Origin of the sequence: Paenibacillus brevis, assembly GCF_018919145.1 — a bacterium.
GTDB classification, from domain to species: domain Bacteria; phylum Bacillota; class Bacilli; order Paenibacillales; family Paenibacillaceae; genus Fontibacillus; species Fontibacillus brevis.
On the sequence record NZ_JAHLQJ010000003.1, the window covers coordinates 104,389 to 120,674 of the forward strand.

8 protein-coding genes are annotated in these 16,286 nt (G+C 35.5%); 7 read left to right on the plus strand and 1 reads right to left on the minus strand.

The window, feature by feature from the left end:
- The first annotated feature begins 41 nt into the window (after window positions 1–41).
- The 6 genes from KQJ23_RS04380 to KQJ23_RS04405 all read left to right on the plus strand — a co-directional run bounded on the left by KQJ23_RS04380 (window position 42) and on the right by KQJ23_RS04405 (window position 12,993).
- Entirely contained in the window at window positions 42–1,709 is a 1,668-nt protein-coding gene (locus tag KQJ23_RS04380; protein ID WP_216477467.1) for a competence protein CoiA family protein, read from the plus strand.
- Window positions 1,710–1,733: 24 nt separating this feature from the next.
- Complete coding sequence (locus tag KQJ23_RS04385) at window positions 1,734–3,545, plus strand: hypothetical protein (RefSeq protein WP_216477468.1); 1,812 nt, start codon at window positions 1,734–1,736, stop codon at window positions 3,543–3,545.
- A gap of 2 nt (window positions 3,546–3,547) precedes the next feature.
- A complete protein-coding gene (locus tag KQJ23_RS04390; RefSeq protein ID WP_216477469.1) occupies window positions 3,548–4,609 on the plus strand; it encodes a hypothetical protein in 1,062 nt (353 codons plus the stop codon).
- Window positions 4,602–10,136: a DEAD/DEAH box helicase gene (locus KQJ23_RS04395; protein ID WP_216477470.1), complete on the plus strand. Its 5,535-nt coding sequence runs from the start codon at window positions 4,602–4,604 to the stop codon at window positions 10,134–10,136. The genes KQJ23_RS04390 and KQJ23_RS04395 overlap by 8 nt, the downstream gene beginning before the upstream one ends.
- A gap of 72 nt (window positions 10,137–10,208) precedes the next feature.
- Entirely contained in the window at window positions 10,209–12,113 is a 1,905-nt protein-coding gene (locus KQJ23_RS04400; protein WP_216477471.1) for a Druantia anti-phage system protein DruA, read from the plus strand.
- A gap of 196 nt (window positions 12,114–12,309) precedes the next feature.
- Window positions 12,310–12,993, plus strand: coding sequence for a DNA/RNA nuclease SfsA (locus KQJ23_RS04405; RefSeq protein ID WP_216477472.1), 684 nt, complete (start codon window positions 12,310–12,312; stop codon window positions 12,991–12,993).
- A gap of 1,456 nt (window positions 12,994–14,449) precedes the next feature.
- Here the strand turns inward: KQJ23_RS04405 and KQJ23_RS04410 are convergent.
- On the minus strand, window positions 14,450–15,394 hold the full coding sequence (locus KQJ23_RS04410) for a ketopantoate reductase family protein (RefSeq protein WP_216477473.1): 945 nt from the start codon (window positions 15,392–15,394) through the stop codon (window positions 14,450–14,452).
- A 150-nt stretch (window positions 15,395–15,544) separates the two neighbouring features.
- On the opposite strand from KQJ23_RS04410, the gene KQJ23_RS04415 reads away from it, so the two are divergent.
- Window positions 15,545–16,111 carry a TetR/AcrR family transcriptional regulator gene (locus KQJ23_RS04415; RefSeq protein ID WP_216477474.1) on the plus strand — a complete coding sequence of 189 codons (567 nt, stop codon included), beginning with the start codon at window positions 15,545–15,547 and terminating at the stop codon, window positions 16,109–16,111.
- Window positions 16,112–16,286: the final 175 nt, after the last annotated feature.

Sequence of the window (16,286 nt, forward strand, 5' to 3'; positions counted from 1 at the left end):
AGTAAATAAGGAATCTATTAGAATAGTAAGGTGTGATTTGATTGGAGTGGGCACTAGATATAAATCAGGAACATGTTCACGCCTCTTCGCCCGGCGCAATAAGGGGCATAATTTATGTGTGTCCTAGATGCAAAAAAGATACTTTTTTGAGAAAAGGAACTAAAAGAGTTCCTCATTTTGCTCATGTCTCTGGACAAACTAATAATAATTGTGAATTATACAAACCACCAGCAATCTATTCGACAAAAACAGAAGGCAAAACAGCAATAGATGCCCTAAGTGAATATTCACCAGATATCTATTTAAATATAGAAAAGGATAATTGGTCTCTTGAAATAAAAATATTCTCCGCAATAGGGCAATATGAAGGGAATACATTTGTTAAACTTCCATTTGCTTGGGAGGGAGAGAGGAAGATCCCATTATCCTCTATACGTACAAATGGGAAAAAAATTCGAGTTAAATTACAAGCAGAAGAATATAAAGTAATAGTTAATGGTATCGTTCGAGATGAGTGGAAAATGAAATTAGAATCACCAATTAAAGGATTAGATGAATTTAAACCTACGGTTTTTTATTACTCTCGATTAGGAGGTAGAAGACTAAAAGAAAGTACTTCTCTTCAATGGGGGGAGAGATACGTTCTAGTATGGGACGATTTTGAAAACAGAATGTCCCACAGGTTTCCACCCATGCTTGCCATCCGAAAACTACAGAGCCAGGATAACTGGTCATGTATGATTATAGAATTACCTAATTCATATGATAAATTGGTAGAGAAATGGATTAACCAGCTACTTAATCGTAGTGTAACTTTTACTTTGCCTGAAATAAGGCTGGTAACGCCAGTTTCAACAAAAGTAATTAATGAGGGAAGATTTGAAATATCTTCATCAGGTAAAGTTGTTATTGGAGTGACGGGAACAGAAGGAGCAAAAAAATGGTCGACTATTCACGTTTATAATATTGATAGAGAATTAGAGGTACAGCATTTAGGGAATGGACAGGTTCCAATATTATTACTATTAGGAAAGTTGCCTCTTGGAAGAACAGATATTTGGTTAGATGATAATAGAGAAAATGCTCTAAGATTAATATGCCAAGACGCTGTAAGTTTATTTCCCACAATAAATGGTGTTTGTTTTCGTGCAGTCAATTTTGTAGGTGTTGAAGAAACATGTAATTTGCATTCTATAGAGGCTAAAGAGTTTTTTAGAAAAATCCAAGATAATAAGTTAACGTTGACTGACATACAGTTTCCGATGGGTATTAATATTACCGTGAATTTATTGGGAAGTCGATCTAATCATTGGAGTTTAGATACTGAAAGTACTACTGAGGTTGTTTCAATTCTAAATAATTTACTGCGACAAGATGAGCATATTCAAATTGATGCATGTGGTCTTGGTAGCATAGAAATAATGCCTAAAGCTCTATCTAATGCTAATAAATTTACAATGAGTACTAGATGGCGTGAGCAAATGAAATGGATGTTAATAAGTTTACAAATGATAAATCATAAAGAGGTTACCTTTAGAAACGACGTTATTAATAAAGTCGATTTGTCCCAAATCCATAATCTGAGTAAAAAGGATCAAGGTTTAATATTAGATTTTGTTAAAGTACGTTTTATTCCTAAATCAATGTTTCAATACGCTAATGCGATTATAGATGAATACAGAAGATTGATTTCTGTGAAAAAATTTTGAACATAGGTTAGGTGAAGTTCAATTATGAGTTTTATTGATTACCCTGAAGAAAGAAAAATAATAATTAGGGATTATTCTTTCGATGAATTCAAGGCTTTTTTTGATTTAATCCCGACAGGAATGTTAGCAAACTCAATCAAGGTATTACCTAAAATTAATGGTTTTAGAACCGGAAAAGATACTGAAATTAAGCTTAAAGTTTTTTTAGGAAGAATTGATCGTTGGGACCAGAAAGAGTGGAGATTGTTTTCTAGAATATGGATATTATGGGCGGAGTCACAGGAGAGCTTGATGAATTTAATAAATCATCAAGATATTAAAACTACAGTTGAAAAAATGTTAAGCAGCCAAAGTGAGAAAATACGAATAATGAACATTCTTGTTCAAGGTGAAATATCACAGAGTATCATTAGTCACTGGTTGAAGTTCGGACCATTTAATATAGACATGAATATATTATGGCTAGTATCTTTAGCTCCTCCAGCCACGTTGAAAAGATTAGAAGAACGGATTGGAACTTTAGAGAGACAGAATTACGATTTACAACAAAAATTATTTGAAAAACAATCGGAAACTATTGAAGAGAGTCTATCTACATTAGCTAGTGATTTTTTGAACATTAAAGAAGAAGTTTCTTTATTGGACAAAGAAACTGTTAAGGTTGCGAGGAAAGCTCAACAGATTGAACATGAGACTTTAACGTTAACCAATCATGTGAATAAGTTATCCAAGTATAAGTCTATTTCATCAGATGCATATAAGAAACTAATAGAACAAATAGCGTCTTTAAATCAAACAAGTAAGGATTTAGAACTAAATTACAATATGCTTGCTTCCGACCAATTAAGACTAGAAGATCATTTGAATCAAATTAATATGAATGAAATTGAAGCAAGTATAGGGCGGATCAAAAAAATAGGTCAAATGGCAGCAGTTGCTGAAGCAAATCAAATTTACGAAAGAAATATTAAGTTTGAGTCAGAACCGATTCAACTTTCCAGTTTAGAACAAGCTCTTACTCATTTGAAAAATAACTTAAACAGTTTAGGTATAAAGCTAGCTGATGCAAAATCTATTTCTTTTGAAGTGCTTTCGGCAGTTCTTTCGAATCAATTAGTAATGTTTTGTGGATCGATGGCTATGTTTGTAGCAGAATATTGTGCAGCTAGTTTATGCGGACATACAGCAAAAATAATCAATGTTCCATTTGGTAAAATAGATGATCTTGTTTCATACGAACAAATTGATCAGTGGATTAATCAAGCCAAATCTTATGGATGCCCAATTGCTATTATTTTTGAAGGATTAAATCGCTCATCTTTTGAAGTCTATGGAGCTAGCTTAAAAAAATTTATTGCTAAACGTATAGTTATGCTGAAAAGCGAGGACATACCGATTGTATTTATGGGAACTATTGTTACTGGTTCTTCCGTATTAAATTTAGGAAGGGAAATTTTAGAAATTGGACCAGTGTTTAATACAGATCATATTGGATGGAACTATAAGAATATTACTCCATATACTACTGGGGTAATTGACTCCAGCATATTGACGAGGCAAGAAATCGAAATTATTGACCATCTGGAAATAGAGGATTTATTACCTAAAGGAATAGTTGAACATGGTAGTATTTTATGGAGAAAGACGATAGCAGCTACTTATAAAACGATGATCCAAGTAGATTCATCATTTGATTTTTCTTCTGTAAATTTTGGTTGGTTAATTCCTACAACGTCCTTGTATTTTTCTGATCATATGGAGCAATTGTTTGATGAAATAGAATTGGATGAGAGATGCAAGGCACTCATAAATTATATGAAATTGGAAATCCAATAGTTATGAAGCATGCAAAAGTATTGAATCAGAAAGAACTAGTAGAGTTGCTTTTAAATGATAAGATTGTTTCACTTCCAGAAAATGTTGAGTATCAGAGAGAACTGCTCATAGCGGAATATTGGAGAATTCTCCTCTATGATCTAACCTTAAAAAAAAATTTAGAATATAGTGATATTAGCTTGGAGCCGGTTCGTATTCGTAAACGACTGTTACTCCAATATCTCGATACTATTTGGCCAGAGTTAAGAGATGAAGAATCACAAAATATTATTTCTTCTGTTTGTAGCAGGCTAGATCAAGTTGGTGATATGGTTCGTTTACCTAATGGATTTTTTCTGGCTACTCCACTAAGACTCATTGAAGTCCCGAATAGCAAGTATTCAATTATAGTAGGTGGTATTTCAACCGAAGTAGTGCAACTTTTGTTGCCTGAAGCAAAGATTGCGGGATACGGGCGTATTATTGAGAATGATAAAATACCTGATGCTGTTAAAAGAAATCAAAATTGGTGGCAAGATTATACGAATTGGATAGGCTGGAAGCCTGATGATATAGAGAATTGGGTTAAAACGCAAATGAGTCAGTTATTTTCATTAGGAAGTCAGAGTATTCAAAATTTTGAAGAGTTTGAAGTTTTTAATTCTTTTAAAGAAAGAAAAAATAAAAATCGAACTCTTTGGCTAAATCAAAGTTCTATTTTAACCGAAGGAGCATCAGGTGTTTTCTTATGTAAAACAAATGACTCCAACAGGCGTTACTTTCTTGGAGAGTTTAGCAAAGGACTTTTAATTAAAGAATTATCCATTATGGATAAACAAACTCAACTATGGCTGATGCTTGGTTTGCGTCTATATAATAGACACTTTCCTGTGGCACGTTGGAATAATAATTACCTGAGGGTAATTCCCCAACTTCCCAGTGCAATTGAGCGTCATATCTTAGTGTTTTCGTTGAAAAAAAATGCGTATGAATATTATGTATATGAGCAGTTTCACGACGATGTTGTAGAATTACTCAATGCTTACGGTTATCAGTTTTCAATCAGGAGGACTAAAGATGAATGAAACATACGGTGCTTTTAAAATTTCCAATGTTCTTCATGAGACATTAAGATCCTATCTTGAGTCAGCGTATCATATCAAAAATAACAGTTTAATCAGAGAGAGGGTTCAACTACTAAATCAACTTGGTCAAATAAGCCAGGAACCTTATATTGAAGCAACACCAAGCTATAAAATGGGAGCTTCCTATGATACTCTAGATATCCCTGATTCAGCTAAACAAATTTTAATGGACGTTGCTAAATTAAGCAATCCTGGAGTGGGTGTCTTTCCTAAACCTTATACACATCAGGCTAAGGCACTTGAGTCTTTTTTAGGTGATGATAAAGATATAATAGTTGCGACAGGAACAGGATCTGGGAAAACAGAAAGCTTTTTGATGCCCATTTTAGCATCCTTAGCCATTGAGGCAAAGGAACGAACAAATGTGGCTTCTATGCGAGGATGTCGTGCAATTTTATTGTATCCTATGAATGCCCTTGTAAATGATCAATTAGGCAGAATAAGAAGATTATTTGGTGATGAACGAGTAGCTTCATTTTTGCAAAAAGGGAGATCGAGGAATATTCAGTTTGGTTCATATACCTCAAAAACTCCATATCCAGGGGTCCCTAAATCCGGTAAAACGACAGCACATATAGAAAAAATGTTTGAAAATTTTTACTTGAAGTATGCTGAAGATGCGGAGAAAGTAAAGGAATTACAGTCTAAAGGGAAATGGCCCAGCAAAGATTTAGTTCAATTTTATGCAAAGAATAAAGAACAAATTGATACATTTAAAACAGGAAAAAAACAAGGTAAAAGGAGAGTAACAAAAAATTGGAATTTACGTTTAAAAACACAACCAAATGATAGGGAACTATTAACAAGACATGAAATGCAAGAGTTGTGTCCTGATATCTTAATTACCAACTATTCAATGTTAGAGTATATGCTAATGCGTCCTATTGAAAGGAAAATATTTGAGGACACTAAGAAATGGCTTGAAGCTGATCCAAGCAATAAATTAATCCTAGTTTTGGATGAGGCGCATATGTACCGTGGTACTGGGGGAGCAGAAGTTGCTTTTCTAATAAGACGATTAATGGCCAGATTAGGCATAGATCGTAGTAGGATGAAATGTATACTTACAAGTGCAAGCTTGGGGAAAAGTGAAGAGGATGAACGAGCAATCATAGATTTTGCTGGAGAATTAACAGGAATCACTAGCAATTATCCAAGAAAATTTCAACTGATAACAGGAGATCTTGAATCACGAGCAGGATGGAGTAAAGGAACTACAGGACAGGCGGATATACTTTCAAATGTTGATTTATTTAGTATTCAAAATGCCTTAACTAATCCACAAACTGCAATCAATGAATTTAATTCTACAGCAAGTAAGTTAAAATGGAACACCTTTAAAGGTAATAATTTTAGTGGATTTATGAACCATCTCTTTTTTCAATTGACAGGCTGGGGACCAGCGGAACAAATGATTAACGTCTTGAGTGGGAATGCACTTCCATTAGGGGAATTAACAAAAAAAATATTTCCAGATTCAGATGAACAAACAGCTCAAAAAGCAGTTGAAGTTCTGTTAGCGTTGGGAGCCTTGGCAAGAAGAGAGATAGATAATAAAGTACTTTTGCCTACCAGGCTTCACCTTTTTTTTAGAGGAATACCTGGTCTATATGCATGCACAAATCAACAATGTGAGTGTCGGTTGGATAAAACAGATTCAAATCCAATTCTGGGAAGACTGCATGCGGTTCCTATGTTAAATTGTACATGTCAAAAAAAAGCTAGAGTGTACGAATTGTTAACTCATAGAGATTGTGGCGCAGCCTTTATAGTAGGCTACACACATGGGGAACATGGTGATTTTTTACTTCATGAGCCGACTAATATAACAGGAGTCAATGATGAGGTTGAAGATCGTCTTTATAAGATTCAATTATTAGTAGATGGTGAACCAAATGAAAGAGCTGTGGAACATAGTGTTCCTGCTTGGCTGGATATCAGTTCAGGAAAACTTTTTGATAAGGAGCCCACTGAATTAGAAGGCTTTATTAAGGTTTTTAAGCCTATTGGTAGTACTACTGAGGGAAGAGTATTTAATAGTTGTCCAATTTGCCTAAAAAAATGGAAAAAAAATAAAAGTAAGATTATGAATCTCTCTACTAAGGGGGAAGCACCTTTTGCCAATCTTGTAAAAGCTCAATTGTTTAATCAACCTGCACAACGTATTGAAAGCAATGAATACCCAAATGGTGGTAGAAAAGTATTGCTATTTTCTGATGGTAGACAAAAGGCAGCTCGTTTAGCTAGAGATATTCCAAGAGAGGTCGAATGGGATACATTTAGGCAAGCTATTGTTTTAGCTGCAGTTCGCTATAAAGCAGTCTGTAACAGAGATCCGAAAATAAATGATGCTTTATATGTTGCTTTTGTATCAATAGTTTCTGAATTCAACCTTCAATTTTTTGATGGAGATGATAGAAAATCATTATTATTAGATGTTCGTGAGTTTAAAGATGGATACTCTGGCTCATTAAAGGAGGCCATAGAAGAGCAATGGGATGTTAGACCCTCATCTAGTTATCATAAAGCAATATTGAGGCAATTATGTAATAGAGAGTACTCTTTACGAGCAGCCACTGTTGGTTATTTAAAACCTACTAAATCAGCTCTTAAGAGAATACAAAATGAAATTTCGATAGTAACTAGTAAAATGGATGCTCTTCAAATTGAAGCGCTAATCAACTATTTTATTGAAGAAATTCTGGATGATTATGCATTTGAATTAGAAACTAAGATATCTTCCTCAGTACGTAGGAAAGCAGCGGGATATTCACAAAATTCGTGGACAAGCTCGGGTAAAATTGGAGAAAACCAGAAATTTATATTGGAAAACTATTTTAATATTTCTTTAGATGAAATAACCAGTATTCAAGAGATACTGAGAAAAAGACTTTGCCATAAAGTTGGCGATGCTTTTGTTATAAATAGTAACGAAGTTGTATTAAACATTGATATTGAGTCGGAATGGTATAAGTGTGATAGCTGTACATTCCTTTCTCCAGTAAAGATTGGAGATTATTGTGTTAATTGTGGAAGTAAAGAAATAAGTTCTCTAGATCCAGAAAATCATGAATATATAAAGGCACGAAAAGGATTCTTGCGAAATCCAGTTGTAATGTCAGTTATCGGTAAGGATAGACCGAAGTATGTGACTGCTGAAGAACATACAGCACAGCTTTCTCACAAAGATGCTGGAGAAATATTTGCCTCGAACGAAATGTATGAACTTCGTTTTCAGGATGTTAAGCTAGAACAAGATGAGCTAGAAGGGGATTCAATAGATGTATTGAGTTGTACCACTACAATGGAGGTTGGGATTGATATAGGTTCGCTAGTTGCGGTTGGACTAAGGAACGTTCCCCCTCAGCGTGAAAATTATCAACAAAGAGCCGGTAGAGCAGGACGTCGGGGATCATCACTTTCCACTGTTATTACTTATGCTGAAGGGGCTCCCCATGATAGTTTTTATTTTCAAAATCCTGATAAAATTGTCTCTGGAGCTCCTAGGTTGCCAATGATAAAAATTAACAACATAAAAATTGCTAAAAGACATGTATTTGCCTTTTTATTTCAAACCTTCTTTCATGAGATGATTGACAAGGATGAATTGCATATAGATCGTGATAAAAACCTATTTGCAGCCCTTGGGTCTGTCACAGATTTTTTTAATGAAGAGTCTGATAGTAATTTTAGAAAGGTAAGATTTATTGAATGGATCGAAAAAGAAAAGTCAATTTTAGTGAAAAGAATAATAGAATGGCTTCCTGAAAGAATATCTGATGATAAAGACGAGAGTGTCAATATTTTTATAAGTGAGTTGTTGCATAAATTAAATGAAATTAACTTTAAAAAATCACCTTCAAATGATACGAATTCAGATGAAGATGACGAAGATGAGATCGATTTAAGTTCAAGTAGAGATGAACTTCTAACTTATTTGTTTAATGAGGGCTTCTTACCTAGCTATGCATTTCCTACTAGTCTATGTAGTTTCCCAATTGAGCTGAGAAAAGAAAAAGGAAAAAATAGTTATAAGATATTTACTAAAGAATTGCCACAACAATCTATTGATAAGGCACTAAGTGAGTACGCACCTGGCAGGCTAGTTGTTATTGATAAAAAAACTTATCGCTCTGGAGGGATTGTTTCCAATGACGCTAAGGTTACAGATCCCGATCGAGCAGAGAAGCTTTTTCAGCATAACTTACGTAAATATGTATCCTGTAGGAGATGTACATTTGTACGGGATATAAATGAATCCATAAAATTAAATAAAGATGATTTCTGCCCTGTATGTGAAGGACCCCTAGACATTGGTGAACTACTAATACCAGAAGTGTTTCTTCCTGAAAAAGGAACTTCAATTATTGAAGGGGATGACGAACAAGAACTGACTTATGCTACTACTGCGCAATTTCCACTTCCACTTTCAGAAGATGACTTGGGTGAATGGAAAGGGCTTGGTAAGAGACTGTTAACAGTACAAGCAAAGGATAGATGGTTAGTTACAATTAACAAAGGAAATGACGAAAGTAATGCTGGATTTTATGTGTGCGAAGCGTGTGGGGCATCCAAGGTAGTGGATCCTGAAGATAAGACACCAAACGGTTCACATGAACGCCCATATCAAGTGGAGCCTCTTTATGGAGTGAATGTAACTACAAGATGTCATGGATCATTTAAAAATGTATTTTTAGGTCATGATTTTAAGAGTGACTTGTTGCTTATTCGCTTAAATATTGAAGAGCCATTTGTTAGAACAGTGAGTAAAAATTTAGCTAATCATATTCTCAATGCTGCATTACGAACAGTTTCTGAAGCAGTGTTATTGGCTGCAAGTAGGGAGTTAGATATTGATCCTTCAGAATTTAAATCTGGTTACAGACTGGTAAAATTAAATCCAGATGAAACATTGAGGGCAGACATTTATATGTTCGATTCTTTAGCTGGTGGTGCAGGGTATGCTGAGCAAACAGGTAAAGATTTGCCTAAAGTATTAAATAAGGCGCTAACTTTGTTGGAAAATTGTCCCCAAGGGTGTGACCGTTCCTGTACAGATTGTATTAGACATTATCAAAACAGATATTGGCATACTCAATTGGATAGGCATTTAGGCTCTCAGTTGTTGCGGTACATGATTCATTCAAAGATACCTGATATTTCAGACGTTGCAAATCAAAGCAAAGCTCTTCAACCCCTAGTTCGACTTTTACAATTGGAAGGCTACACATGCGAAGATAATGTGAGTTATAATGGAATTCAAGTTCCATGGATAATTAGCAATAAAAATAGTTTTTTTGTAATTGGTGCGTATCCAAGTCTAATTGATGAAACAGATTCTAATAGGCTACATCCATTAACTAAACATTTTTCTAAGGAACAACTGTTTTTAGTAAATGAATATTTGATTGGTAGAAATTTGTCATTGGTTTACAAACAATTTAAAGAAAAGGTTATGAAGGCTTGATCTATTTTGATAAAGTGTCACCTCCGAAAGGTGGGAGGTGACTTTTTATTTTTGACGGCCAGGTGAAAAAATATGATTAATGAGAAATCAGTAATACAACCGTTTTTATCAGAAGAGTATTTGCAGGACCTTACTGAAATACTAAAAAAAGCGGGAAGCTTGATGGCTGGGCGAGAACGAGCAAATTGGATCGCAAATAATATCCCGGATTCCAACAATAATGAAGTGCTGGATGAAATGAGATTCAGAAGCTTGTTATTGCTGTTACGAGACTTGTTTTCACAGGGATGGGAATTGACTTTTAAAGATGGAATTGCCAACATCCATCATCCCATAACACCAGATAATGTTGAAACAAAGCAGTGGTATAAAGATGCACTTTTACGCGAAAGAAATAAGCAGTTAGAGAATGATTCAATTAAAAAGTTTATTTTGAAAATGGAAAAGGAAAGAAATTACAATGGAGATAAGGTATCAATAAGAAATTTGATATTGCCTGTTAATCAGCTTCTTAGCGATATAGAGGATTATAAAGAGGATGCAGTGAGACCTTATTTACAAATTATACAATCAAGCTCGGAAAAAGATGAAAAGACAGGATTTAAATTGCTTGATATTTGGAGATACTTTCGTTTGACATGGACGTTACCACATAAACCGACCCCTGGAAGAAATATTTTTCTTTTGGTCCGAGACTCGGCACAGGAATATCATCCAATTATTGGAATTGCGGCTCTTGGAAGTAGTATAGTGCAAATAACTTGTCGTGATAACGAAATAGGCTGGACATTAGAAGGAATCCGAGAACGTATGGACACCATGAATGATGTTACAGCCGGACAAATAATTAATTCTTTAAGTCATTCGCTTGTAAAGTCAATTTCCGGAATTGAGTTTCGCGATTTAATAGGTGGAGAAGTAAATATATTAAATGCAAAAGATTATGAAAATACATTGAGTACTTTTTTAAAAGGAACTGGAAGTAGGCCAGCAGCTCCGAGAATTTCTTCAAATTTAGACGAAGTGAATTGGAGTGATGTTTGTCAAAGTCCCTTTTATAAAGTGAAGCGTGCAAAAGCACTTCTTAAACTTTTTAAAGCCCAGTCATTTTTTAGCGATCTTAATATTAATGAACCCCTGGAAGCGCTCCGACAACTTATTATGACGTCACGTGGACGCTCGGCTCTGTCTACAGCATTGCAGTCAAATAAAAAAGAAAAAGTTGGGGCTAATATGATGGATATCATTGTATGTGGAGCAATCCCACCATATAATTATTTGCTTGGCGGAAAATTGATTTCAATGTTAATGATGAGCCCCGAACTTACTCAAGAATATCAGAGGAAATACAAAAATCAAATTTCAGTAATTGCTTCTGCTATGAAAGGCGAACCTGTTGTAAAACCGGCTAATCTTGTTTTTTTAGGTACAACAAGTTTATATGAAACTGGGAGTAGTCAATATAATCGTTTAACAATTCCTAAATATGCTTTGAATGATAATGAGCCGCTGCATAAAATTGGTTTTAAGCCCCTAGGTGTGACTAAGGGATTTGGTACAGTATATATATCAGATGAGACTGTTGAAGCTCTTTCTGGACTGACAACTAAATTGCACGGAAGAAGGGTAGTCAACAATACATTCGGAGAAGGAACGAGTCCCCGGATGAGATTAATTAGAGCAGGATTGGACGCACTTGGTCTTCCGTCAAATCACTTACTTAATCACAATTTTAAGCGGATCGTATATGGAGTGAAATTAGCCGATAATGCATATGAATATTTGCGTGGTGAAGAAAATGAGCCTTGTTATTTTTTAAATCAAGATAAACCTCATGAGATGACAGAAGCTATCTGTGAATTTTGGAGAAAACGATGGTTAGCAATGAGAATAAACAATAACGATATTATACAAAAATTAAGTCAATTTGATAGTAATAAATTCCTTTTAGGCCATAATTATTTCGAAAATAAATAGACAAATAACTTAATATTGCTTAGTGTACTTCAACTACGACATAATGTCTAAATGAAGTGTGATAGGTTGTTTTGGGTTTCTAAAGTGTTTAGTTAATTTGTGAATTGTCAGCAGTAAATCAGACAGCTTTTTTAAGGGCTTCTTGCCGTTGGACGGGTAGTACTGATTTTTACAGGATAAGGAGAATAACCGTGTAATGATTGTTGATGAAAAAATAATAGCTGGAATTTTTGTGGAGGAGAGCAAAAATAGATTTTTGTGTAGAGTAATAATTGATAACAAGATTTGTGAATGCTATGTTCCTAGCTCGTCTAGGATTGATAATTACTTAAATTTAAAGGGACGTGAGGTTCTTCTTACTGAAAACAAGGGAATAAATAAAAGAACTAGATTTAGTCTTTTTGCGGTGAAATATTATAATAAATATATTCTAATTAATTTGAACATGGTTAATAAAATAGTAGGAGCTATGATTCTTGAGAGGAATATGAAGCATCTTTCTGAAATAGGAATTAGAAGAGAACAAACAGTAGAGGGGTATAAAACAGATTTAATAGTAGAGGATAACGGTGAGTTTACTATTATAGAGATCAAGGGAGTAATTTCAGCTAAAAGGGAAGTTGAATTTCCAAGTGTAGCTTCGGAAAGAGCAACAATGCAGCTTAAAAAGATTAAAGAGCTTCTGCAGCGTGGATACAAGGTTGTATATCTGATCGTATCACTTAGTCCCATTGTGAAAAAAATTGTATTAGACCCTGATTTCTCGGAGTATTATTATTTACTAAATGAATGTGTTGAATTAGGAATGCGTCTAAAGGGGTTTTCATTGTCGTATGAAGAGGGTAGCATTATCTACAATCAAAAGTTAAGAATTATTTAATTCTTGCACTATTTTCATACTAAAATAGTAGGCTAATCATAGGAAATATAAATTAGCTTAGTATCGTATGATGTTGCAGTTAATTTGATTAAAGCACGAAACTCAATTACGAGATTCGTGTTTTTTTATGTCAAGGTTCCGATTATAACTGGAAAATGAAAAGACAAGTAGAGGCACATAACCTCCTTGTTCATTGAAAACAAAATACTATCTTATCCAGCACTTTCTTCGCATGCTCCAGAAGGAGAAAGCCAGTTTGCAGGTGCGCCATAATCATCTTGAATTATTAAGATGCAAGCGATTTTGCCATGCAGTAAATAAATGGTGGTTCCATTTAAGGCGACGATTCATGCGAAGGTATAATGATACTTCTGTCCAGCCACAGCTTATCGCAATGGGGGCAGCTCGCAGAGAACCTGGGAGAGGTTAGATACCTATGAGAATGACTAACCATCGTTCGCTGGATAAGTAAATCATCAAACCCAAACAGAGGAGAAGGGGCATTCGCATGCCCCTTTCATTTAAACTTATGTCAAAATATGTGTTTATCTTAAACCAATCCTTTAATAATGAAGTTTCTTAATCTGCTTTATTGGGAGGTATTGTATGAAGCACAATCTGAATCCGATACAGCATGCAAATTGCTATGCTCAAGCAGTTATTATCCATATCTCTAATTACCGAACAGGAGTTTCGTGCTCTCAAAAGCAAAATCATGAGGGACTACGGTGTGATTTCTGACCTGACAACCTGATTCGCACAATTGTTGATTACACCCAATCTTGCGGAAAGAAGCGGAGGCGCGACACGCTAAAGAGATAAAGGACCCAATTGATGGTTGGAGATTCTAAATTAAAGCATCCTTCGGGGTGCTTTTTCTATAAACAAACTCAACCTTTGACAATAGCTTCGACAATAAGGAAAATGATAAGCACGCCAAGCATATAAATCCCGCTTCTAAGGTGCTTAGGATCGTCGTAACTCCATTTAGGAGTAGTGCCCCTACTTATCGCTTTGACTAGTCTTTCAAGTAAATAGAAAAGTAGCATTCCAAAGAGGTTTAAAAAACACAAGACAAGATTATCGTACCCAATTTAACTCAAGACAAGCACTCCTCCCAATCGCATCTTAATATCTAATACGGGTAAGGATGAGAATCAATTCATAAAACGGCGTTGACTCATATCCTTAAAATGTCGACCACACCACCGACCACGTGAATAAGTGTCTGGTTAGCTTAATCATTCTCGATTGTTTTTCCTCTAGATTGAAGGTCTCTTGTCAGTCGATTTTTTAGTTCTCCTTATTATGTGTGGTTATTTTGTCGTTCAAGGATTAAAGGATGTGCTTGCCCCGCTTTTTACAAAGAAATTTTATATAATGAAGGAAGTAATTGGAATAAAATAGAATCTAAGGACAAAATTATCCGCATGATGACAGAGAATTCTGCAGATTTCTATGATATGGAATTTTCAATAGAATTGTGATGTTCAGCATGTTCTAATGCCATTGTAAGACGCGGTAAAGGTATGCCTGCCTTTTTTGCTTCTCTCACAACTTCAAGTACCGCAAAACCCGCTTTACTATTATTGTATTCCATGAAAAGTCGCGGCAAGCTGCCTTTTGCAAAAATAACCTTGTTAAAAAGTGTGCCGAGAAGTGCCGGTGGAACTTTAGTCAACATGAGAGAAATGGCATCAACCTTTGCGCCCCTTGCTTTAAGTACAGGGATCATTTCCCTCATATTTAACCCAACATTTGCAAACGAGTCCTTATGGTTCATGAGCGCCGAAAAGCTTCCCCGTTTTATCACCTCCGTCTCCATAGCCGCATTCATGGCAAAGTGGTTCCATAGCCAGTTTTGCATATCCTTGATCCAGCTAATTTTAAAATGGGCACTTTCAAATAGTTCTTTGACTTTGTTGTTAATATGTTCAGTACCTGCCCGTGGTTTTTCAAGAAATATCATTTTCAAAAAGCCGCCTCTAAGCCGATTGTCCGCTATGCCGCCTCCTGCTCCGGGGAAGCCAAAGACAACATTGTTCATAGACAAGGGTGCGATAGATGACTTCAAATCTTGCCAAACATTATTGAATATGAGGACAGGGGTGTCTCCTGCAGCAGTTGATAGGAATTGTGCTGCTTCCGGAAGTTGTTCCGTGTTGACGCTCATAATAATGAGATCATAATTGGGAAGCACTTCCTCATGCAGTTTGACGTTCCAGCTTTCTTTTATGAGCTTTTTCCCTCTTCGTGCGTCCCACATCTCAAGATCTATACTACTTCCGAAGGCTTCTTTTCTCCCCTTTCTAACGTAAAACTCAACTGTATGCCCTGCCTGTTCGAAAGCCCACGCATATTGGGTCGATATTAAACCTCTGCCGAAGAATAAAATTTTCATGTTAGCCCCCCAAAAAATAGTTTATGATCCTTGTTTATGATCCGACAACGTGTTGTATAATAATATTGTATGCATTCACTATAGGTTCATCAACCATCAGATTTTTAATATCTGTCGGATCATCGATTGAGCCGGAAATGGAGGCGAATAATGAAGAAGCAACCTGAAATTACGGAAAAAACAAGGCAAACATTTATAAATGTATTCTGTGATTTATATAGCCAAAAACCCATTGAAAAAATATCTATTCAAGAGATTGCTAACAAGTCAGGCTATAACCGCAGTACATTTTATCAATACTTTACGGATATTTATGAGTTGTTGGACTACGTTGAAGAGAATGTTTTGAAATCCATTAACGAGGAAATGGCAAACAGGGAGCTTTCTACGCATACATTCCAGGATGCGCTTCAATGTTTGGAAAATACAGAAGAAATTTCAGTCCTAAAGGCCCTTTTGGGTGACTATGGTTCTGTTCATTTTGTTGAACGGCTGAAAAGAGAAATCCCCTTTGAAAGACTGATTGTGGACCTTCCAACAAATGATATCTTAGCGCCATACCTGATTGAGTTTTACATATCAACATTAATGTCTATGTTCCGGCTTTGGATACGCAACGACAAAGATTTATCGTCGGAAGAATTGGTCAAGCTGATTGATAGCCTATTCGCGAACGGGATAACACCGTTTCATATCTTTGGCGGAGAAAGAGAATGAGGAAGTTTAATATCGGATCAACTTGCCATTGGCGGGTATCATTGGCGCATTCTTGATATATAGTGCAATGTGGACTTGATTTAAAGTGAGTGCCAATTATTACAGTTAAACCCCCAACTGTTCGGCAGAGATCCGAATGTGTGGGGGGGGAGGGGTCATACAATCAAGAAGAGCA

Coding starts and splice junctions, on each gene's coding strand:
- KQJ23_RS04385 (WP_216477468.1), top strand. CDS start 1,734: ATGAGTTTTATTGATTACCCTGAAGAAAGAAAAATAATAATTAGGGAT.
- KQJ23_RS04390 (WP_216477469.1), top strand. CDS start 3,548: ATGAAGCATGCAAAAGTATTGAATCAGAAAGAACTAGTAGAGTTGCTT.
- KQJ23_RS04395 (WP_216477470.1), top strand. CDS start 4,602: ATGAATGAAACATACGGTGCTTTTAAAATTTCCAATGTTCTTCATGAG.
- KQJ23_RS04400 (WP_216477471.1), top strand. CDS start 10,209: ATGATTAATGAGAAATCAGTAATACAACCGTTTTTATCAGAAGAGTAT.
- KQJ23_RS04405 (WP_216477472.1), top strand. CDS start 12,310: ATGATTGTTGATGAAAAAATAATAGCTGGAATTTTTGTGGAGGAGAGC.
- KQJ23_RS04410 (WP_216477473.1), bottom strand. CDS start 15,394: ATGAAAATTTTATTCTTCGGCAGAGGTTTAATATCGACCCAATATGCG.
- KQJ23_RS04415 (WP_216477474.1), top strand. CDS start 15,545: ATGAAGAAGCAACCTGAAATTACGGAAAAAACAAGGCAAACATTTATA.